Consider the following 20,746-nt stretch of genomic DNA (forward strand, 5'->3'; position numbering starts at 1 on the left):
CACGGCGGCCGCTCACTCCTTCTCATGTGCAGGCTAACAAGCCATCAGGCACACACATTCCAAGGCGAGTTGCAGCATTCTGTTAGGAGTTCTTAGAGGCCGGTCGTGGGTGCTGATCTATCGAAGCGTCTGGTTCCTGATGAACTCTGGGAGCTGGCCGCCCCGTTGCTGCCGTCGTTCGCGGCTCGTCCGCAAGGCGGTGGGACCGCTCCGTGGGGGGAGCGCTGAGCGGGCCGAACCCGGTCGATCGCGGCAAGAAGGGCAGCAAGCTGCACGTGCTGTCCGATGCCCAGGGCATCCAGCTCGCCGTCGCCGTGTCCGGCGCGAACATGCACGACAGTCTCGCCCTCAAGCCGCTCATCCGCGGCATACCCGCCGTCCGGTCCCGCCGGGGGCCACGGCGGCGCCGACCCGTCAAACTCCGCGCGGAAAGGCGTACTTCTCCGCCGAACACCTGGCCTGGCTGCGCGAGCGGGGGCTCGTCGCGCGCATCGCGCAGCCCGGCATCGAGTCCGGCGAACGCCTCGGTCGGCACCGCTGGAAGATCGAACGGTCGATCGCTTGGCTCTTCGGCTACCGACGTCTCACCGTCCGATACGAACGAAAGGGCTCACGCTTCCTCACCTTCCTCGGCCTGGCCGCCGCCCTGACCTGCTACAAGAAGCTCGCGAAACTTGCCACGTGAGACACCCTCTTAGTGGCCGAGATTGACCGGACGACGAAAACGGAGGGTCAATTCGCCAAAGGGCTTGGAAGTTGCGTGACGATATTGCCCTCGGTGCTGGGTCGAAGCCTCACTCGGCCGGGTCCGGGTCATGGCCGAGCAGTCGTCGGCACCGGTGCCTCGGGCAGATGCCGGCCCTGACCCTGTCAGTGGGCGAGTTCGGCGTCGCGAAGTCTGCTGAACACTGCGGGAGTGGTCCAGCCGCGCAGGGCAGCATGGCTCGCTGATCGGAATGCGGCTTCGGCCGTGGGGGCGTCGAGGGCTCCAGCCAGTTCGAGCGTCACCAGTCCGTGCAGGGTTACCCAGAGCGAGAGAGCGATCGACGTCGCTTCGCCCGCGAGGAGGGATTCTGCCACGGCCCGGTCGATCGCAGCGATGAGTGGCCGGATCGGGTCACGGGTACCGACTGCGCCTGATGGCTCGAAGGACTGCGCCCCTCCGAACAGCACCGTGTACAGGTGACTGTGTCCGCATCCCCATCGTCGGTATGCGATGGCCAGGGCATAGATGTCGGCGAGGGGATCCTCGGAGGTCGACACCGCGGCCAGGTCCTGGAACAGGCTGTCGACAGCCCTGTCGCGTACCGCTCCGATCAGTCCGTCCTTGCCGCCGAACAGGGAGTACACCGCCGTCGTCGACGCGTCGGCGGCAGCCGCCACGGCGCGGACCGTGACTGACTCTCGCGGGCCCCTGGCGAGCATCTCGGTCGCGCATACCACGAGCCGTTCCCTGACCGCCGCGTTGTTGGTTCTCGGCCTACCCATGACGAGCAGCCTACTCCCTCTGATAACGTCGTTTTGAAACAGCGTTCTGAAACCCGGAGGCCCACCATGCCCACGTTCGCCACGCCCTTCGTTCGCTTCGCCAGATACTTACTGCTTGCGCTGGCCGCGATCGGGACGGTGACTGTGGTCTTTCTCGTGTTGATCGTCCTCACGGATGGGGCCGGCTCGGGAATCGCCGCGTGGTTGACGACCCTCGGAGTCGCCTCGTGCGCCGCACTGTGGCGAGGCCGGGGCCGTGGCTGGGTTGGTCGACTCGTATCGTGTCTGCCGGTGGTTGTCGCGGCGACGCTGACAGCGTCGGTCTGCATTCCGACCGTGCCCACGGCCCGGCGCACCCCGCCCGCCCTGCCCTTCGCGGCCACACAGCACTGGAACCTGGCAACAGGCAGCCGGGTCGCGGTGTACCACTACCCGCCCGCGGCTCAAGGCACCCGGCACCCCGTCCCGCTCGTGTACCTCAACGGCGGACCCGTCCGCGGCATACCAGTGCTCGACCATCGGTTCCTGCAACTCCTGGCACGCCAGGGCTACGATGTCTACGCCTACGAACAGGCAGGCGGCGGACGCAGCGACCTGCTTCCCATGGACCAGTACACGATCTCCAGAACGGTCCGGGATCTTGAGGCCTTCATCCGCCATCTGCACCGAGGCAAGGTCGACGTCCTCGGCTTCTCGTCAGGCGCAGTTGTTCTCACTCGGGCCCTGACCGTTCCCTCCGTCGCCGCACAGCTGCACCGGGCGATCATCGCTGAGCCCGGACCGACGGACGGCCCCACGTCGAGGATCTCCGGGCACAAGGGGCGTCCGTCGGCGCGCGGCCTGGCGCCGGGCGTGACCGGACCGCGATCAATGCACGTCCCCCGATATGCCGTGGCATTCGGCCTTATGCGACTCGGACTGCTCACCCCCGAGACCGGACTGATCGGACAGGCCGAAGGAGACAACGCATTTACCGCCGCCGACCTCGGCAGCGACACCGCGTCCGCCTACTGCGCGCGCGACGCGCACCGTATTCCGTCCGAAAACACGCAACAGAACTTCTCCTTCAGCCCCGCTGCCAGCCTCCGCATCGAGCAGACGGTGAAGGACGCGCCCTCCATCGCCTCGCAACTGAGGCGGTCAAAGACGCCCGCCATGCTGATGATCGCTGAGTGTTCCTCCCAGATTCGTCAATGGGAGACCGCCGTCCTTGCCAATGACCCCGCCATCGAGCGCACGCAGTACATGCCCAAAGTCGGGCATCACATGTGGAACGGCCTGGACGACAACAACGGCCGAGCCGCCGCCGTCATCACCGCGTTCCTTCAAGGCAAGCCGGCGCCCCTGCCGAACTACCCCACCCGCGAACAGATCCCCGCCTTCCTGCGCGACCACAAGTGACGCCCGGCCAGGCCCGCACGCCCGGCGGGCCGGCCCCGGGCTCGCGCCCGGGAACCGGCCCGTCGTCGTCAGCGCCTGCCGGCCTCAGTGCCCGAAGCCGTAGGCGAACAGATGGTCCGTGCCCGTCGCGCCCGTCACCGGCAGCGTGATCGACGCCACCTGCTTGGACGCATCGAGGGAGACCTTCGTGGCGAAGACGTAGGTCTTCACGTTGTCCCGGCCTCCGCTGCCGGTGTTCCGGTAGCCGGTCGAGATGGCCGTCGTCTCGCTCGGGAGCGGCTTGCTGGACCCGGCGTTCAGCGTCCAGTCCGAGAAGCCGACCGTCGCCTTGGTGGTGGTGCCGTCGGTGTAGGCGACGGTCACCGTGCCGGAGACCCCGCTGCCGTCGGTCGGCGCGTTGGCCGCCGTGCCCAGCAGGCCCAGCGACGCGCCCGACGTGCCGGCCGGCATCGGGATGGTCTGACCGGCCATCTCCAGGTTGTCCAACTGGCCGGAGGCCACCGTCGGCCAGGTGTAGGCGATGCCGTCGACCGTGACGGTGGAACCGCTCGTGACGCCCGCCACCGACAGCGCGTTCTGCGAGAACGCCCAACCGCCGCCGTCGAACCCGCCCGAGTACTTCGTACCGTCAGGGTAGATGCCCTCGTTGGTGGCGTACGGCCACAGCGCGCCGGCCTTGGCCACCGCCACCCGGAGGGTCGCCCCGCTCAGTGTCGCGCCGGTGCTGTGGTCGGTCAGCGCGAACGTGACCGGGAACGTACCCTCGCTCGCGCCCGCCGTCACATGAACCTTCGCCTCGGCGCTGCCGGAGGCGGGCACGTTCACCGAGCCGGACGTCGTGTCCAGGGTGACGCCGGAGGGCACCGTCGCCTTCCAGTCGACCGCGGCGTCCTTGCTGCCGAGGTTGGTCAGGTCGAGTGTGCCGTCACCGGACGCGTTCGGCTGGAGCACCAGGCCGTCGCTGGTGGGACCGGTCGCGGCCAGCACCCGGTCGCCGCCGACGGTGTCCGACGGCGGCACCGCCGACGGGTCGGACGCCCAGGACTTGTCGGGAGTGGTGCCGAGTGTGAAATCGACCGTGCCCGCGCCCTTGAACTGCTGGTACGTCAGCCAGGAGGTCTTCCACTCCTTGCCCTTGACGTCGAGCGACTGCACGTACGGCGCGTCGGGGGCGGCCTGCGGCGCGTTGATCTGCACCGTCCTGCCGTCGCCGAAGGTCACCTTGGTCATCGGGAACGCCGGGCTGCCGAGGACCAGGGTGTCCGCGCCGGGGGTCTCCGGGTACACGCCGAGTGTCGACCAGACGTACCAGGAGCTCATCGCGCCGAGGTCGTCGTTGCCGAACGAGCCGACCGGAGCGTTGAAGTACAGGTTCTGCTGGGCCTCACGGACGGCCGCCTGGGTCTTCCACGGTTCGCCCGTGTAGTTGTACTCCCAGGGGATCTCCACGCTCGGCTCGTTGCTCAGGTCGGCGTTGGTGTTGCCGGGGTTCGTGATGTTGTCGAGCAGACTGTCCAGGAAGGACGAGTACGCCTTGTCACCGCCGCGCGCCTGGATGAGCTGCTGGAGGTTGAAGGGGACCATCGGCGTGTACTGGGCCGAAGTGCCCTCCACGAAGCCGTTGGAGGTGCCCGGGGTGAATCCGCCCGCGAACTGGCCGTCCTTGTTCTTGCCCTGCATGTAGCCGGTCTGCGGGTTGAAGACGTTCATCCAGTCCTGGGCGCGCGTGGCGAACTTCTTGTAGACGTCCGTCTTGCCCAGCGACTTCGCGAAGGCGGCGAGGGCGTAGTCGGCGGAGTCGTACTCCAGCTGCGTGGAGACCGGGCCGTAGAAGTTGCAGCAGCCGTAGTCGTTCTCGTCCAGCGGGAGATAGCCCTTCGCGTCCCGCACGGACTCGCCGGGGCGGTCGTTGTTCGGGACGGTGGCCTCGTGCTGCAGCGCCGCGAGCGCCTTGTCCGTGTCGAAGCTCCGGGCGCCGAAGGCGTACGCATCGGCGATGATGCCGGCGGCCGGGTCACCGACCATCACGTAGCTCTCGCCGTTGTTGGAGGCCCACTTGGGCAGCAGACCCGTCTGGTCGTAGCCGTTGAGCATCGAGGTGACGACGTCGCTGGCGACCTTGGGCTCGGCCATCGCCATCAGCTGGGTCTGGGAGCGGTAGGTGTCCCAGCCCGAGTAGTTGGCGTACTGGGCCTGCTGTCCCTTGGCCAGCTTGTGGATCTGGTTGTCCATGCCCATGTACTGGCCGTTGTGGTCCGAGAAGACGTTCGGGTGCAGCAGCGCGTGGTAGAGCGCCGTGTAGAACTGCACCTGCTGGTCCGCGGAACCGCCGCCGACCTGGATCTTGTTCAGCACCGTGTTCCAGGCGTCGTGGTTCGCCTGCTTGACGGCATCGAAGTTCCAGTTCTTGATCTCGGTGGTGAGGTTGTCGGCCGCGTTGGCGTCACTCGTGTACGAGATGCCGACCTTCGCGCTCACCGTCGGGTTGGCGGACGTGTCGAACGTCAGATACATACCGTTCGCACCCGTCGTGGGGGGCTGGACGGCCTTGCTCGTGCTGCCGGTCCTGCCCGTGGCGGAGCTCTGGGGCGCGACGCCACCGCTCGGCGCCGGGGACGGCATACCGGAGTTCTTGCCGCCGCTCCCGTGCACGGTCGGGGACGGCGCCGCGGGAACGGTGAAGTGCTTTTCCTTGAGCGGCTTCGTCGGGTGCGTCGGAAGGGTCTGCTGGGCCTTGCCCGCCTTCAGCGACGTCGCGCCCGGGTTGATGGCGCTGCCGACCCAGGTGCCGCTCGCAGTGAACGGCTGGTCGAACTTGATGTCGAAGTGCAGCGAGTAGCGGTTGGCCGCGCCGCAGAAGTGACCGCTGTCGATCGAACCGCTGATCTCCGTCTTGCTCACCACCTGGACGCGGGTCCCGTCCACCTGCGTGGCGCCCCCGCTGAGCTTGAGCAGCAGGTTCGCGTGGCTTCCCGTGGGGAAGGTGAAGGTGCCGAGGCCCGCGCGGGTGGTGTCGGTCAGCTGGGTCTTGACCCCGTTGGCGTCGGTGACCTTGTAAGAGCCGATGCCGGCCTGCTCGTCGCTGTGGCTGAAGCCGACAGAGGTGTTACCCAGGTTGCCCGACAGCGCGCCGGTCACCGGCAGGATGGGCAGGTCGCCCGCGACGCCGCAGCCGGGCCCCGAGACGTGGGTGAGGCTGAAACCGGAGATCTTGTTGTCGTTGTACTCGTAGCCGCCGCCCGAGGGGCGGTGGGGCGTCGTGTCGGGACCCCACTGCACCATGCCGGCCGGCATGTCCGGTCCGGGGAAGGTGTCCACCGCACCGGAGGTGCCGATGAGGGGGTTGACGAGGGACGCGGGGTCCTTCACAAGGGTCGGCGTCGCGGCGCTCGCGGCATACGCGCCGCCGACCGCCGGGAGCGGTAGTACGGCGATGCCCAGGACAGAGACCGCGGCCAGACGTTGGCGAAGTCTCTTTCGGTTACGTGGCGCAGCTGAACGTCGAGGTCTGACCATCGGTTGCCTCCGCAGCGGTTCGTGCTTCGCACCTGAGGTGCTGACGTCCCGAAGTTCGGGGAACGCCAGCGACAGGCAACGGTGCCGGGTCGCTCCAACGGCCTGACAACGTTGCCATGCACGAGTGTCGAGTGAAACGCCTGTACTCACGACATGTCAACGAGGCCAACGTGACTTTCTGAGCGCGGAGTTCACAGTCAAGAGCTTTCGGCGCCACGATCCCGGGGTCGGCGAGCGGCCCCGGCCGACCTTCACGCGCGGGTCCCTGGGAGTCCTGGACGCAGGCCCGCCCCCCTCTCCGGACCAGCCGGAAACCGTAGCGAGCTCAAGGCAGTTGAGGACACCTCAGCACAGACTCCTTTCACACCGCCACCACGAGCGTGCACCGCCAAGGGCGCGCGCGGGCACCGGATTCCTCCCGTTGCGACAGTGCATCTCCACAACCGGCCCGCCGGTCCAGCGCAAGGACGGTGAGCGCCTTCCAGCCCTCCCCGTCGACACCGTCACTCTGCGGAGCCGGGACGTACGCACCGACGCGCGACGCACCGCGCCGATCCAGTACGCCACCATCCTCAAAGAGTTCTCGACGGTACCCGAGGACAGCTTCCTCGCCGCCCACGTCCCCTGCATCGCAAAAGTGACGTGCAACGACGCTACGGCCCCAGGGCGGCAGTTGGCTGGATCACCGGCTGACAGGGCTGTACGCCGTGTCCGCGACGGCCTGACCCGGCCCACAGGTGCCTGTTCATGGGCCTGCGCCAGCCGGGTGAACCGGAGCCCGGTTCCCACCGGGCGAGGCGAGCAGCCTGATCGCGGGCCGACAGCGCACCGAACTGGTGCGCCCCCGAGGCGCGGATCGCGTCTGGAATATGGGTGTTCATCCGGGTTGGCGTACGGCGGAGGAAGAATTGGCCTCTCCGGCGTGCGGAGCCCCACCTCGGATGGCAGGATCAGGCGCGTGTCCGTCGTCAGCAAGCTGCAGATCAAGCCGGGTCAGAGTGTCGTGGTACTGGGCAAGCCCGACGACGTCCAGCTGGAGGTCGAGTCCGCGGGTGACGCGGCCTCGGCCGATGCGGTGCTCGCCTTCGTGACCACCTCAGGTGACCTTCTCGGGACGGGTGCGCAGGCGGCCCTTGCCGCCGCGCAGCGCGATGCCCTCGCCTGGGTGGCCTATCCGAAGGGCGGGAAGCTCGGAACGGATCTGAACCGCGACACCCTCGCCGCCGCGCTTTCCGAGCGGGGTGTGCAGCCCGTGCGGCAGATCGCCATCGACGACACCTGGTCGGCCCTCCGGTTCCGACCCGGAAACTGATCTCCGGCAGGACGCCATCGTCCGGCTCGGCCGTCAGACCATCCACGTCCGGTCCGCCGGGCCCCCGTAGCGTGGAACGCCTTCACCTACTGAGCAGCACAGCCGCACCTTCGTTCGGAATCTCTGCCAGTGCGGCGGGCGTCGCCCAGGCCGGTACTCCTCGTCACCTGATCATGTGATGCGAGGGCCGATGGTTGCGGTGATCTGCTGGGAGCGCAGACCGAACACCCCAATGTGGTCGCGGGTGGGCACAGGAGTGCCGTCCACGATGAGTGCGGTGTCCTTGCTGAACCGCCTGCGGGGCCGCAGGGCAAGCGCGGGGCCGAGGTGGGCGGTGATCCGGTCGGCCGCGGGCTTCGAGATGCCGAAGAACGATGCGAGTTGGCGCCTCGTCAAATTCGTGCGCCAGTAGGCCGACACGAGCGGTATCCGGTCCTCCAGCGCAACGGACCACCGCCGACCCTTGCAAACCGGATCCGCACCTTGGCGGCGCAGCGCGGTCACCGGCTTCCCGAAGGAACGCGCGCTCAGCCTGCTGCGCGCGGCACGACGACCCTGGGTCTCGACGAGACCGTTGAGATCCTCGCTCGGCACCGCGACGAGCAACTCCGTACCGGGATCATCGACGCAGCAGACGGGTCCTGGTTCTTCACTCTGTACTTCGACGCCACCGGGACCGAGCTCTTGGCGTGCAGCGGTGTCAGACGCCCTCCGAGGCCCAGCACGAAGGACTCCATCGAGCCCTGAGCCGATCCGCATCCGCATCCACGAGGAGCAGGTCATGGAGCAGGCAATGCGTTCGTCAGCAACGACGCCAACGGCGACAGCGGACCAATGGCCGAGATTCCCGTCGACCTAGTCCGCCGCACCTTCGAGACGAACGTGTCTGGGCTTGCTGAATCGGCAAACGAGCTCGTCCCCTCGGCAGGGCTGTCCGCATGATCGACGTTGGGCCGGTTGGCTAGGCCGGGTCGGTCGGGTCAACGGTACTGCGGAAAAGGACGTCTTGGCTCACGGCGAGCCAACGGTTCTGGAGGAGGGACAGATGTCGCAGCACATCGCGGAGATCACACACCGGCTGGTGTCCTCGCCGGGAGGTCGGATTCATCTCGTGGAGCAGGGAACCGGGCCGCTGGTGCTGCTCGTCCACGGTTTCCCGGAGTCCTGGTACTCCTGGCGCCACCAACTGCCGGTCCTCGCGGCGGCGGGATACCGCGCGGTCGCCGTCGATGTCCGCGGCTACGGCCGCTCCTCCAGGCCGGCCGCCACAGATGCCTACCGGATGCTCGACCTTGTGGAGGACAACGTCTCGGTGGTGCACGCCCTGGGCGAGGAGTCGGCGGTCGTCATCGGCCACGACTGGGGCGCGGCCATCGCCGCGAACTCCGCCCTGCTCCGGCCGGACGTCTTCCGCGCGGTGGGACTGCTGAGCGTTCCCTACGCCCCGCGCGGCGGGCCCCGCCCCAGGGACGTCTTCGCTCAGATGGGCGGGGACGAGGAGTTCTACATCTCGTACTTCCAGGAGCCGGGCCGAGCCGAGGCCGAGATCGAACCCGATGTACGCGGATGGCTCGCGGGCTTCTACGCGGCCCTGTCCGCCGACACCATGCCCGCACCCGGCGCCCCCGTTCCGCACTTCGTCAGCAAGTCCGGGACGCTGCGGGACCGGTTCCCCATCGGCCGACTGCCCGCCTGGCTCAGCGATAGTGACCTCGACGTCTACGCCGGGGAGTTCGAACGCACCGGTATGACCGGGGCGCTCAACCGCTACCGGAACATCGACCGCGACTGGGAGGACCTCGCCGCCTTCGACGGTGCTCCCATCACCCAGCCGTCCCTGTTCATCGGCGGCAGCCTGGACGCCTCCACGACCTGGCTGGCCGACGCGATCGAGGCGTACCCGGTCACGCTGCCGGGCCTGGTCTCCTCCCACCTCCTCGACGGCTGCGGCCACTGGATCCAGCAGGAACGCCCCGGCGAGGTCAACCGGCTACTGACCGACTGGCTCACCGCCCTGCCCGCCTGACACACCCGCACGCGCCGCCCGGCGCGCCACCCGAGGGGCTCCACTGTTGCAGGACCGCGGGCAGCGGGCCGGTCACCGGGTGACGGTGCCGCGGATGTAGCTACGGTGCCATGATGATCGTCACCGGCGGTCTTCTGCCGCCGCAGTGCCCGGCCGACCGGTGAAGGCGCCGTAGCCCTGTGCGAACAATGCGATGTCCGCCGAAGGAGATGGGACGTGCAGGACCAGACGCAGCACGAACAGGCGAGCCCCGAGGTGCAGAAGCGCATTCAGGACAGCTTCGACCGGCAGGGGCTGATGAGCCACCTCGGGGCGCGGATGGCCCACATCGCGCCGGGCCGCGTGCACATCCTGCTCCCGAGCCGCCCTGAGGTGACCCAGCAGCACGGCTACTTCCACGCCGGCGCCACCAGCGCGATCGCGGACAGCGCCGGCGGTTACGCGGCCTTCACCCTGTTCCCCGAGAACACCGAGGTGCTCACGGTCGAGTACAAGATCAACCTCCTCGCGCCCGCCGTCGGCGATCACATCGAGGCGGTCGGGACCGTCCTGAAGTCCGGACGCACCCTGACCGTCTGCCAGTTGGAGGTCTTCGCAGCCCAGGACGACCGACGCAAACTCGTCGCCAACGGGCAGCAGACGCTGATCCGCATCGACAGGCCGCAGTCCGAGCAGTGAACCTGTGGTCACCGCCGCCGCCGTCCTGGGCGACATGGGGACGGCGGACAACACCCGCCCTCGACCACCAGAGCGGCCGCCGAGGCGACAGCACGGTCCGTCGACCGCCGCGATCTTTCAGGCACGCTCGTCGGTTCGCCGCGGCGACATGTTGGTGACGAGTTGAACAAGGTGTTCGGCGAGGTCGGCATCGAGGGGCGAGCCGGTCATGAGCCGCCGGTAGAGGATGGTGCCGGCCCAGATGTCCTGGACCAGGTCGGTGTCGAGGTCCTCGGGCAGGTCGCCGCGCTGAACGGCGCGGCGCAGCGCGACGGCGATGTTCTCGCGCTTGCGGAACAGGAAGGCCTCCCGGAACTGCCTCATGAGCTCGGGGTGGGGAAGCAGGCCGGCGGCGAGGGCGGGCAGCGAGGCGGCCATGTCCTCGTTGGCGTAGTTGTCGATGGTCATGTCGACGGCGTAGCGCAGCTCGGCGTGGGTGTCGCCCAGGTCGGGGATCTCATCGCCACGGAAGACCTCGGCGAGCGCGTCGGCCACCAGGGCCTCCTTGCTGGGCCACCAGCGGTAGATGGTCGACTTGCCGACGCCCGCGGCCGCCGCCACGGCCTCGATGGTCAGCGCCGGGTACCCCTGTTCCGACAGGACGCCCCGGGCCGCATCCAGGATCTTCGAAAGAGAGCGCGGGCCACCGGCCACCTGGGCTGAGGAAAAGACGGACGCCATGACCTGAACGATACGTATCGTTTCATTCAGGGACAAGCCAGCCGTGTTACGGTCGAGGTCCGGCAACGAAACGATACGTATCGTTTCTATCGCCTCGCCCCTAAGGACACGGCATGAAGGGCTACACCGTCCCCCTGATCACCCCGTGGCATCGCGAACCTGGCGCCCGCCCCACCGTGGCACTACGGCACCGTTGTGGGTGTGGAGTTCTTCGCCGACCCGGCCGCCGTTGCCGCGACCCTTCCCGAAGGCCTGGCCCCCGACGCATACTCCGCCGGACGCGGCGTCGCGATGTTCATCGACTGGCAGTACTCCTCCACGGACCTGGAGTACCTGGACCCCGCACGCTCCCAGTACCGCGAGTTCCTCGTCACCCTGGACGCCCGCCACAACGGCACGCCGGTGACCTGGTGCCCCTACATCTACGTCGACAACGACTCCCCATGGCCCGCGGCTGGGTCCAGGGCTTCCCAAAGAAGCTCGGCACCGTCCACCAGACGCGCGCCTACTCCGTCGGCGGGCCCGGCACCCCTGTCCTCGGCCCGGGCGGGCAGTTCGGCGCCACCGCCTCCTCCGCCGGACAGCGCATCGCCGAAGCCAGGATCACCCTCGCACAAGCGGTTCCCGACCCCACCGCCCTGATGAACCGCCCCGTGGTCAATCTGCGCCACTTCCCCCGGCTGGCGGCCGGACAGCACGACAAGCCCGCCGTCCACGAACCGGTCATGTCCGTCCTGGACAACACCGCTATCAGCGACGCCTGGGCCGGCACCGCCGACCTCGTCTTCCTCCCCGCCCGCGGCGAGGAACTCGCCGACCTGGCCATCCAGCGCGTCGGCAAGGGATTCCACCTCGATCTCGCCTACACCGTGACCGACCTCGAGACCCTCGTCGACCACAGCAGCTGATCGCTCGCACACCACCAGAGTCGCGACCCCGGCCGGCTGTCCATCAGCCCTGGGGCACGGCCACAGCTCACACATTCAGGAGTCGACGTGCCCATCTACACCTGCACCACCCGCCCAGGGAGCGCTGACAGCGGACGCCAAGCGCGACCTGGCCGCCGAGATGACCCGGATCCACGCCGAGATCAATCACGTCCCGCCCGCCTACGTCCACGTGGTCTTCTCGGAACCGCCCCAGGACAGCGTCTACGTCGGTGGCGAGCCCGGGGCGCCGTTGCTGATCGGCGGCCGGGTACGCCGCGGCCATCCTCAGGAGGAGACGACCCGTTTGGCGCTGGAGCTGTCGGCGGTCGCTTCCCGCGTCACCGGGATCCCCGAGCAGCGCATCCTGGTGGTGACCCAGGACGGTCCCGCGCGGTCCGCTGTCGAGGGCGGCCACGTCGTGCCCGAGCCGGGCCAGGAGAAGGAGTGGCTGAGCCGACACGGGGCGTAGAGCACCCTGCGTCGCACCTCAGGGTGGGTCGGCACGATCGGTGATCGTCCGGGGCTGCGGGCGCGGTAATGACGCCGATCAAGCCGTGGTGATGGCGTTGAGCACCCGAGGGATGATGCGTTCGCGGAAGGCGGCAGCCGGGGCGCCGTGAATGATTTCCTGTGCCGTGATGCCCTCGTGCAGCGCGGTGACCAGCATCGCGATGTCGCGGCAGTCGTCCGCTGTGGCGTCTTGGAGGAGGTCGGCGAGGATCTGCGCGAGGCCGGCGTTGAGTCGGTCCTCACGGGGCGCCAGCTCGACGGCGATGTCCGGATTGCGGCCGGCGTGGAGCGTGAACTCCATCGAGGCGAGGAACCATTGCTCGTCGTCCCGGCGGCGCTCGGCGAGCAGTTCCAGAACCCGCGCGGCCGGATGCCTGCCGTCGGCGTCGTTGTGCACGACACGTTCGAGGTTGGCGAGGATACGGTCGGTCTCGGTGTCGTAGAGCGCGAGGAACAAGTCCTCTTTGCTCCGGTAGTTGGAATAGAAGGCGCCGCGGGTCAGCCCGGCGTGCCCACAGATGTCGCTGATCGAGGTCGCGTGATAGCCGCGCTCGATGAACAGCGCGCGGGCGCTGCTCATCAGGGCGGCTACCGTCCGTGGCCGGGTCTTGGTCGGCGACTTGGGCATCGTGAACCTGTTCAGACCTTCGTGTAGTCGTCGTAGAAACCTGCGCCGCTCTTCACACCGAGACGGCCACTGCTGATGTAATCACGCAGCAGCACGCGGGGGGCCTCCGGGTACTCAGGGTGTTCGGCCGCGTAATGCTCCTCGATGTCGAGCACGACGTCCAGACCGACCTGGTCCATCAGCCGGAACGGTCCGCCCTTCAGCCCCGTGTTGACGCGGAACATCCCGTCGACGTCCTCCGGGGTGGCCACGCCTTCGGCGACCAGTTCGAGGCACTCGCGCTTCACCGCGGCCCACACCCGGTTGAAGATGAACCCGGTGCTCTCCTTGCGGGCCTCGAAGGGGTACACCCCGAACTCGGGGAGTGCGGCCAGCACGAAGTCCAGCACGTCGCGGTCGGTCTTGCCGCAGGACATCACATCGACCGCGTTCTGTGTGGGCGGCATGTAGAAGTGGATGTTGAGCACGCGCTCGGGATGCCGGACGTGGTCGAGGAAGTCGCTGCTGGCGTAGGACGAGGAGTTGCTCGCGAGGATCGCATCGTCCGCGACGATCGCGTCCAGGTCGCCGAAGATCTGCTTCTTCAGTTCGAGCCGTTCCGGGACCGCCTCGATGACCAGCCACGCGTCCTGGACCGCCTCGGCGAGAACACCACTGGCGACGACGGTTCCCGGCACGCCGTTCTCTAGACGGCCGACGACCTCGGCGAGGTTCTGTTCGACGTAGGCCACCCCGGCTGCACGCTGCGCCTCGGACGGATCGTAGATCCGCACGGGGCCACCGCGGGTCGCGAACATCAGCGCCATACGACGGCCGAGTGTCCCGGCGCCGATCACGGCCACCGGGCGGGATGCGTAGTCGGTAGGCACGGCAAAGCTCACAGCACTCACTCCTTCGACAGGGCTCCGTCGCGACCTTCGCGGCGGAGCGATTCGGGGAGCCGTCGCCACTCTGAGGTGGCACTCCCGAAACGAGGACACCATGTATCCGATACAGATCGTACTCGTTTGCGAGACGGACGGGCCCTCCGGGAGCCGAAGAGTGAGGTACGCGACGGGGAGGGCAAGTGCGGGTCGTCGGCGACGGCCTGGTCGACCGGCCGCACAACCGCGGCTGCGCCGTCCCGACCTTCTGCCCGCGGAGCGTCTCCGGACGGCGGTCGACGGTAATTCGCAGTGACCAGAAGCCTGAGGGCGGTTAGAGTCGCGGGCGTGCATTTCCCCCAGATCTACGGCTGACACGGTCGGGGTAGCGCCCCGGCTTCCCTCCCGCATGTTGCACTCCCCCAGTTGCGCGCCGCCTACGATCACGACCCGGCGGACCTCTACCTGTACGACATCGGGGCCTACGCCGCACGCGCCCTCGCGGAATCGCAGGACCGGCACTTCATGCAGCTGTCTCCGACGTTCGTGGCCTGGAACGGCGCCGACCAGGACTTCGCCGCACACCTGTGGCAACTGCCGGGCGCCGACGCGTACCGGGCGAAGTTCGCGCAATGGCTTGCCGACTCCGGGGCGTCCACCACAGACATGGACGCCTTCTCGGGCCGTCCCGCACGGGCCCTGGCGCTGATCCCCCGGGCGATGCAGCCGCACGCCGACCAGGTCGACACCCGCGCGGTGACCTTCGTCGGGCCCTGCTTCGACACAAGCGCCGGCGCAAGCACGGGCGCGCCCGGCTGGACACGCCCGGCCGACGCGGAGAACGTGCTGCTGATCTCCCTGGGCTCGGCGTTCACGCGTCAACCGGAGTTCTACCGCCGGTGTCTGGCCGCCTACGGCAACCTGCCCGGATGGCACGTCGTGCTCCAGATCGGCAAGTACACCGACCCGGGGGAACTCGGCGACATCCCGTCCAATGTCGAGCTGCACTCCTGGGTTCCGCAGCGGGCGATCCTGGAACAGGCGGATGCCTTCGTCACCCACGCCGGTATGGGCGGCTGCAGCGAAGCGCTGCTCGCAGGCGTCCCGATGATCGCGGTGCCGCAGGCCGCCGAGCAGTTCATGAACGCCGACCGGCTCGTGGAACTGGGTGTGGCCCGCCGTATCGACACTCCGGAAGCCACCGCCGAGACGCTACGGGCGGCCTTGAACTACCTGGTCGCCGACGCGGAGGTCGCGCGCCGCTCGGCACTGTTGCGCGCCGCCGCACAAGCCGAGGGCGGCACGCCGCGTGCCGCCGACTTCATCGAGAACATGCTCGCCTGAGCCTTACGCGCCGCAGCCAAGGAGCCGCTTCCGGCTTTCTCCGTTTCTTGATCGGGCACAGCTCGTTGGCATATTCAGCGGCTCAGCCGCCGCTCAAGTCACTCAGTCCGTGCTCGGTGGTGTGGCTGCTCCGCACCGCCGTCAAGAAGAGGAGAACCTGCCATGCGTCGGATCCACTCTCTCGCCGTCGTCGCGGCCGCCTTGGCCACGGTCTTCGGGGCGGTACCCGCCGCGACCGCCACCCCCACGCTGCCCAGCAGCCGGGCCGCCTACAACTGCTCGCCGGGGTACTTCTGCATCTACAACAACTGGAACGGCGGGGGGACTCGCTGCCAGTGGTCGCAGTCCCGCCTGGCGAACACCGCGGACAACTGTTCCTTCATCCGGCGAGGACAGAACGTCCGCTCGGTCTGGAACGCAACCGGGCACCGCGTGCAGTACTACACGCAGACCAACTACCACGCGCGCGTCGGATCCACCCCGGCCCACGCGGGCGGCAACCTGCAGGGCAGCTACCAGATCCGTTCCTTCCAGCCGCAGTAGCAACTGCGAGCGCGCGGGGACGCCTCCTCCATAGGCGTCTCTGCGCGCCGTCCGCTGGTCTTTGCGGACCGTTGCGTGATCGCATGGGCCGCTACCTGTGCGTCGGCTCGACGGTGGGCGACTGCCCGTCAGCGCGGTAGGCGAGCGCGCGCAGTTCGTCGGCGTAGGTGGCCCAGACGTCGACGCCGAGGAAGTGGCCGACGCCTGGCAGGGTGCGCAGGCTGGCGCCGGGGACGGCGGCTGCGATGTCGCGTGCGGCCGTGACGCGTAGCAGTGGATCCTGCTCGCCGTGCAGGACCAGGGTCGGCGCGGTGATCTGGGCGAGTGACCCGCCATTCCACTTGGCGCCGATCTGACGGCTCTGTGCTTTCTGGTCACGGAGGCCGGCGACTTGGTGTGCGGTCTCCTTGTCCACGAATCCACGTACGTCGCGCTCGTCGATGTGCTGGCCGGGGGCGGCCAGGATTCGGGCGACGGACAGGGCCAGGGCGAAGTTGCCCTGCGGGGTGTCGGGGTAGCGCAGCGAGGCGAAGCGGGCCAGGGTCGCCGGGCGTAGGTAGCGCAGGACGCTCAGACCCTTCGCGTCGCTGGGCACGGCCGAGGAGGTGGCGAGGCTGAGCACACGCTCCCGGTGACGGATCGCGATGCGCTGCGCCACGAGCCCACCCATCGAGTGGCCGAAGAGATGAGCGCGCTCCCGGCCGAGGGCGTCGAGAACGGCGACCGCGTCGTCGGTCAGGTCCTCGGCGCTGTAGGCCGGTGCTGTGCGGCGGAGCAGCGCCGCGACCGGCGGCCCGACGCCTCGGTCGGGCAGGTGCGTGGACTGGCCGGCGTCGCGCTGGTCGTAGGCCACCACGTGGAAGCCGCGGCGCACCAGTTCGCCCACCAGCCCGTCCGGCCACCAGAACCGGGAGGCCCCCAGCCCCATCACCAGGAGCAGCGGGTCGCCGCCCGCCCCGCCGAGATCCTCGAAGGCGATCCGTATCCCGTCGTTGTCCGCGAAGCGTGGCACCAGCACTCCCCTCATTCGCAAACATCGTTCGCGAACAACGTACGCGAACAAAGTAGAGTGGCGGCAACGAGGAGGTGGAAGTGGCAGGACAGCAGGACCCGGTGATCTGGCTGCGGCCCGAGCAGGCAGCCGTCGGACGCCCGGCCGAGCGCAGCCGCGCCGAGATCACCGCCGCCGCGGTGGAACTCGCCGACCGCGAGGGCCTGGAATCCGTCTCCATGCGCCGCGTCGCCGCAGACCTGGGCACGGGCGCCGCCTCGCTCTACCGCTACGTGGCCACCCGCGACGATCTGCTCGACCTGATGACCGACAGCACCGCAGCCGAGTATCACCTGCCCGCCCCGAGCGGCGACTGGCAGTCCGACCTGCTCGGCATCGCCGACCAGGCCTGGCAGATCATGCGACGCCATCCCTGGCTTCCGACCCTGGTCATCACCCGCCCCACCCTCGGACCGCACGGGGTCGACCTGCTCGAGCACCTCCTCGACGTACTCGCCGAGCATCCGGCCGAGCCCGCCCGCAAACTCGAGGCATTCGCCGTGCTGAACGCCCTCACGGCGTTGTACGTCCAGAACGAGCAGGCCGCCGCAGATCCCGGCGCCCAGCGCCAGTCCGCCTACCTGCGCCATGTGGCGACCGCCGGCACGCACCCCCGGATCACTGCGCTGCTCGCCGACACTCCGCCCGAGGGCAAGCCCCACGACCGGTTCCCGACCGTGCTCGCCCGCGCCATGGCGGGCGTGCTGGGCTGACGTCGTCACGTCACGACTCGCGTACGGCACCGGGGGCTCAGCCCCGGGGGCCTCAAACGCCCTGCGAGGAGGGGCGTTGTCAGTCGCGGCTGGCAGGATCCTCGGCATGACGGAGATCGACGACTGGCGGTCCTTCCTGGTGCGCTGGAGCCAGGAATGGGCGGACGCGCAGGACCCCGACGCACCCGCGGAGGAGCGGCTCGCAGACGACGAAGAGCCGCTGCGAAGGCGCTGGTTGGGGTTCCCGGCCGCCACCGAGGAGCGGATCGTGGCCTTGGAAGAGCGGCTGGGGCACCGGCTGCCGCCCTCGTACCGGACGTTCCTGGCGGTGAGCGACGGATGGCGGCACGCGGGCGGCTTCGTCTGGCTGCTCGCCGGTACCGACCAGGCCCGCTGGCACCACGACGAGGCGGGCCTGTCCGAGTACTTCCCCGGGGAACTGGACGACGACCCCACTCCCGAAGACGAGTTGCTGGCCGGCATGTGGGAGCGGGCGCTGCGGCTGGATGTGGAGTCCGACGGCCTCTACGTCCTGCTGGACCCGGGCGACGTGGACGACGACGGTGAGTGGGCCGTGTACTGCTGGGCGGGGTGGCACGCGAGCCCGCCGCAACGGTATCCGTCGTTCGGGGCGTTCATGGAGGCCATGTACCGGGAGTTCCACAGTCTGGAGATGAGCCGCTCCGAGCGTGCCGGGAGGGTGTTCGTCAACGAGACGACGCGGGCACTGGATGCGTCCGTCGAGGCCGCCCGCCGGGACGCGCTGGGCGGACGGTATGAGCCGGCCTCGGCGGCCCTGGCGGAAGCGGCCTCGTTCGGCAGGCCCCGGGCGAGAGGCCTGCGCGACCAGATACGCCGGCTGCTCGGGGAGACCTACATGGTCTACTTCGATGAGCTCGTGACCGACCCGCTGTACGCACCGGAGATCGTGCCCTTGCTGGCCACCGAGCATGTGAGCCACCACCGGCACGACTCCTCATGGCCCTTCCACCTGCGGGGCGCCGCGGACTCGGTGGTCAAGGCCGCGGACGAGATCCTGCGGCAGGTACGAGAAGGCACCTTCCACTACACCGCGGAGGGCGCCTTCGGGCGGGCCGTGGACAAGGCGCGGGAGGAGGCACGCTGGGGCGACACGGATGCGGCCTGGCGCACCCTGCGGGCCGCCCTGCCCGAATGGCGACCGCTGGGCCCCGATCACCTCGCCCCGGTCGGCCTCGTCGCCGACCCGCTCCTCGGCCCCTTGATCACACCCGAGCGAGGCAGGGAACTGCTGGCCACGCCCCGGGCCGGACAGCACGGTGACGCCCCGGCGCCGGTGGCCGACCTCGATCCGCCGGGCCTGTCCTGGCTCGCGGAAGCGGACCCGCGGGGCGTCCTGGGGTCGTATCGCTTCGTTCTCGTGGAGTCGGTGGAACCGGCCGAACTGCCCGACCGGATCGGCGCGGACGACACCACGGTCCTGAACGCCCCGGCGTCCTTGCGGGAGTCACGCCAAGGCTTCCTCGACAACCCGAGCCCCTCTACGTGGGAGGACCGGGCGCGGGTGGCTGTCGGCCGGGCGGGTTCCGGGTGGAGCTTCGCCCTCGAGCCACGGCCGCACCGGAGGTTCGACGATCAATGGTTCGTCTCCCCCGGCGTCGCCGCTTCCCAGGGCACCCGTGCTGTGACGGTGTGGAGCGAGCCTTCCGACGGCCACCGTCCCGGTGTCTTCCATCTGTCCGTCGCGGAGAACGGGGTGGAGCAGTACGCGTTCACCGTGACGGCGGCCGCGGTCGCCAGACGAGGATCCATACCGAGCGCGCTGGACCCGGACCGGCACTTCCAGCAGGACGACCCGCCCGCCGAGCGGCTGGGCGAGCGCCGCATGCTCGAGGCGCTCGCCACCGAGTTCGGTGTCCGGCTGCCTCGGCTCGCCCTCACACGCGGAATGCTCCGCTCCTTCAGGACCCGACCCTGGAACCGGCCGCCGGGTCCCGGCGAGGGATACATCACCGTCGGTGTGTACCGCCCCGGGTCCTGACGCGCACAGCGACGGCTGAGAGCCCGGGCCCGGCTCGGGCCCTCCACCAGGCATCGGGGTGTCAGGCATCGCGCCGGTGTACCGCTCGCCAACCGGCCGACAGCGCGGCCACGCAGGCGGAGCGCACTCCGGCGCTGCACGCCTCCTTAATACATATACCGAGCGCAGTATGATCTGCCGAGGTGGCCGGAAAGGGGGTGGGTTGGATGATCCGTGCGTAGAAGTTCCTCATGCGGCCCACCGTGAGTCAGTAAGGCGCACTCGCCGAGATGCTGGGTGATCACTGCTCCCTCTGCAACGTAGCGTTCCAGGAGCGCCGCGCCGCCTACCGGCACGGCTCGAAGACGACGATCCGGTGCGGGCAGCAATCCGTGCAGCTCAAGGACATCCGGGCGTTCGATCCGGCGCGTCAGGGCCGTTGGTCGTTCTCGTCGCAGCAGGCGACGCTTCGCCGGTTGGACAAGGCGTTCGCCGCGTTCTTTCGCCGCATCAAGGCCGGAGACAAGCCGGGCTGTCCACGTTTCCGGCCGGGAAAGCGGTTCGACACGGTGGAGTTCCCGAAGGACGGGGACGGCTGCCGGTGGGACTCCACGCCGCACGACCCCGTGATCCGTGACCGCTTTCAGGCGTCGGGCACGTCAAGGTGCACCAGCACCGGACCGTGGCGGGCAAGGTCAAGACGGTCTCGGTGAAGCGCGAAGGCAAGCGCTGGTACGCCATCCTGACAGCCGAACAGACTGCCCCTGAGCCACGTGAGTTCCGTACTGGCGAAACTCGGCGCGCGCGACCGGACGCAGGCGGTCATCGCGGCCTACGAGTCCGGCTTCGTCTCTCCGGGCTGAGCAAACACCCCGCGCAGGGTGCGATGCCGCCGCCCTCAAGCACGTACTCCCTGGCGTCGTCCGGCTTCGACTGAGCACACTGCAATTCGACTTGCGTTCACAGGACGAGCGCCCACCGACAGGTAGCCGTTCGGCATCAGCCGGAAGTGTCTTGACGCCCTG

The 20,746-nt window shown here is 68.9% G+C and carries 14 protein-coding genes and 5 pseudogenes; 12 read left to right on the forward strand and 7 right to left on the reverse strand.

Going from position 1 to position 20,746, the window contains the following annotated elements:
• Positions 1-870: 870 nt before the first annotated feature.
• Complete coding sequence (locus ACFYX0_RS27090) at positions 871-1,488, reverse strand: TetR/AcrR family transcriptional regulator (protein WP_388973860.1); 618 nt, start codon at positions 1,486-1,488, stop codon at positions 871-873.
• 66 nt (positions 1,489-1,554) lie between these two features.
• On the opposite strand from ACFYX0_RS27090, the gene ACFYX0_RS27095 reads away from it, so the two are divergent.
• A complete protein-coding gene (locus tag ACFYX0_RS27095; RefSeq protein WP_388973862.1) occupies positions 1,555-2,889 on the forward strand; it encodes an alpha/beta fold hydrolase in 1,335 nt (444 codons plus the stop codon).
• Between the two features lie 84 nt (positions 2,890-2,973).
• Here ACFYX0_RS27095 and ACFYX0_RS27100 read toward each other — a convergent pair whose 3' ends face one another.
• Entirely contained in the window at positions 2,974-6,258 is a 3,285-nt protein-coding gene (locus tag ACFYX0_RS27100; protein ID WP_388973863.1) for a GH92 family glycosyl hydrolase, read from the reverse strand.
• A 1,105-nt stretch (positions 6,259-7,363) separates the two neighbouring features.
• Between ACFYX0_RS27100 and ACFYX0_RS27105 the strand changes: the two genes are divergently transcribed.
• Complete coding sequence (locus ACFYX0_RS27105) at positions 7,364-7,717, forward strand: hypothetical protein (protein WP_388973865.1); 354 nt, start codon at positions 7,364-7,366, stop codon at positions 7,715-7,717.
• A gap of 234 nt (positions 7,718-7,951) precedes the next feature.
• Here the strand turns inward: ACFYX0_RS27105 and ACFYX0_RS27110 are convergent.
• Positions 7,952-8,248 (reverse strand): annotated as a pseudogene (locus ACFYX0_RS27110) (transposase family protein); the annotation flags it as partial.
• A gap of 514 nt (positions 8,249-8,762) precedes the next feature.
• On the opposite strand from ACFYX0_RS27110, the gene ACFYX0_RS27115 reads away from it, so the two are divergent.
• Positions 8,763-9,743: an alpha/beta fold hydrolase gene (locus ACFYX0_RS27115; RefSeq protein ID WP_388973866.1), complete on the forward strand. Its 981-nt coding sequence runs from the start codon at positions 8,763-8,765 to the stop codon at positions 9,741-9,743.
• A gap of 216 nt (positions 9,744-9,959) precedes the next feature.
• Positions 9,960-10,421, forward strand: coding sequence for a PaaI family thioesterase (locus tag ACFYX0_RS27120; RefSeq protein WP_355915340.1), 462 nt, complete (start codon positions 9,960-9,962; stop codon positions 10,419-10,421).
• A 117-nt stretch (positions 10,422-10,538) separates the two neighbouring features.
• On the opposite strand, the gene ACFYX0_RS27125 is transcribed toward ACFYX0_RS27120, so the two are convergent.
• Positions 10,539-11,141 (reverse strand): TetR/AcrR family transcriptional regulator, encoded by a 603-nt coding sequence (locus ACFYX0_RS27125; RefSeq protein WP_388973868.1) that lies wholly within the window; start codon positions 11,139-11,141, stop codon positions 10,539-10,541.
• A 201-nt stretch (positions 11,142-11,342) separates the two neighbouring features.
• Here ACFYX0_RS27125 and ACFYX0_RS27130 point away from each other — a divergent pair.
• Both ACFYX0_RS27130 and ACFYX0_RS27135 read left to right on the forward strand, forming a co-directional pair.
• A pseudogene (locus ACFYX0_RS27130) lies at positions 11,343-12,049 on the forward strand (acetoacetate decarboxylase family protein).
• A 160-nt stretch (positions 12,050-12,209) separates the two neighbouring features.
• Complete coding sequence (locus tag ACFYX0_RS27135) at positions 12,210-12,539, forward strand: tautomerase family protein (RefSeq protein WP_388973870.1); 330 nt, start codon at positions 12,210-12,212, stop codon at positions 12,537-12,539.
• Between the two features lie 78 nt (positions 12,540-12,617).
• Here ACFYX0_RS27135 and ACFYX0_RS27140 read toward each other — a convergent pair whose 3' ends face one another.
• Both ACFYX0_RS27140 and ACFYX0_RS27145 read right to left on the reverse strand, forming a co-directional pair.
• Positions 12,618-13,160 (reverse strand): TetR/AcrR family transcriptional regulator, encoded by a 543-nt coding sequence (locus ACFYX0_RS27140; protein WP_388973872.1) that lies wholly within the window; start codon positions 13,158-13,160, stop codon positions 12,618-12,620.
• Between the two features lie 59 nt (positions 13,161-13,219).
• On the reverse strand, positions 13,220-14,089 hold the full coding sequence (locus tag ACFYX0_RS27145) for a 3-hydroxyacyl-CoA dehydrogenase family protein (protein WP_388973874.1): 870 nt from the start codon (positions 14,087-14,089) through the stop codon (positions 13,220-13,222).
• 396 nt (positions 14,090-14,485) lie between these two features.
• Between ACFYX0_RS27145 and ACFYX0_RS27150 the strand changes: the two are divergent.
• Together ACFYX0_RS27150 and ACFYX0_RS27155 are read left to right on the forward strand one after the other, a co-directional pair.
• A pseudogene (locus ACFYX0_RS27150) lies at positions 14,486-15,415 on the forward strand (macrolide family glycosyltransferase); the annotation flags it as partial.
• 162 nt (positions 15,416-15,577) lie between these two features.
• The gene (locus ACFYX0_RS27155) at positions 15,578-15,958 is read left to right on the forward strand and encodes a peptidase inhibitor family I36 protein (RefSeq protein WP_388973876.1); all 381 of its coding nucleotides are present in this window, start codon (positions 15,578-15,580) and stop codon (positions 15,956-15,958) included.
• Between the two features lie 91 nt (positions 15,959-16,049).
• On the opposite strand, the gene ACFYX0_RS27160 is transcribed toward ACFYX0_RS27155, so the two are convergent.
• Entirely contained in the window at positions 16,050-16,970 is a 921-nt protein-coding gene (locus tag ACFYX0_RS27160; protein ID WP_388973878.1) for an alpha/beta fold hydrolase, read from the reverse strand.
• Positions 16,971-17,050: 80 nt separating this feature from the next.
• Here ACFYX0_RS27160 and ACFYX0_RS27165 point away from each other — a divergent pair, with 80 nt between their 5' ends.
• From ACFYX0_RS27165 to ACFYX0_RS27180, 4 genes and pseudogenes are all read left to right on the forward strand, one after another.
• Positions 17,051-17,722 carry a TetR/AcrR family transcriptional regulator gene (locus tag ACFYX0_RS27165; protein ID WP_388973880.1) on the forward strand — a complete coding sequence of 224 codons (672 nt, stop codon included), beginning with the start codon at positions 17,051-17,053 and terminating at the stop codon, positions 17,720-17,722.
• A 106-nt stretch (positions 17,723-17,828) separates the two neighbouring features.
• Complete coding sequence (locus tag ACFYX0_RS27170) at positions 17,829-19,742, forward strand: SMI1/KNR4 family protein (RefSeq protein WP_388973881.1); 1,914 nt, start codon at positions 17,829-17,831, stop codon at positions 19,740-19,742.
• A gap of 230 nt (positions 19,743-19,972) precedes the next feature.
• Positions 19,973-20,493: pseudogene (locus ACFYX0_RS27175) on the forward strand (RNA-guided endonuclease TnpB family protein); the annotation flags it as partial.
• Positions 20,489-20,584: pseudogene (locus tag ACFYX0_RS27180) on the forward strand (DNA-binding response regulator); the annotation flags it as partial. The pseudogenes ACFYX0_RS27175 and ACFYX0_RS27180, both read left to right, overlap by 5 nt.
• Between the last annotated feature and the right edge of the window lie 162 nt (positions 20,585-20,746).

Source organism: Streptomyces sp. NPDC002573 (genome assembly GCF_042889625.1).
Lineage (GTDB): Bacteria > Actinomycetota > Actinomycetes > Streptomycetales > Streptomycetaceae > Streptomyces > Streptomyces gibsoniae.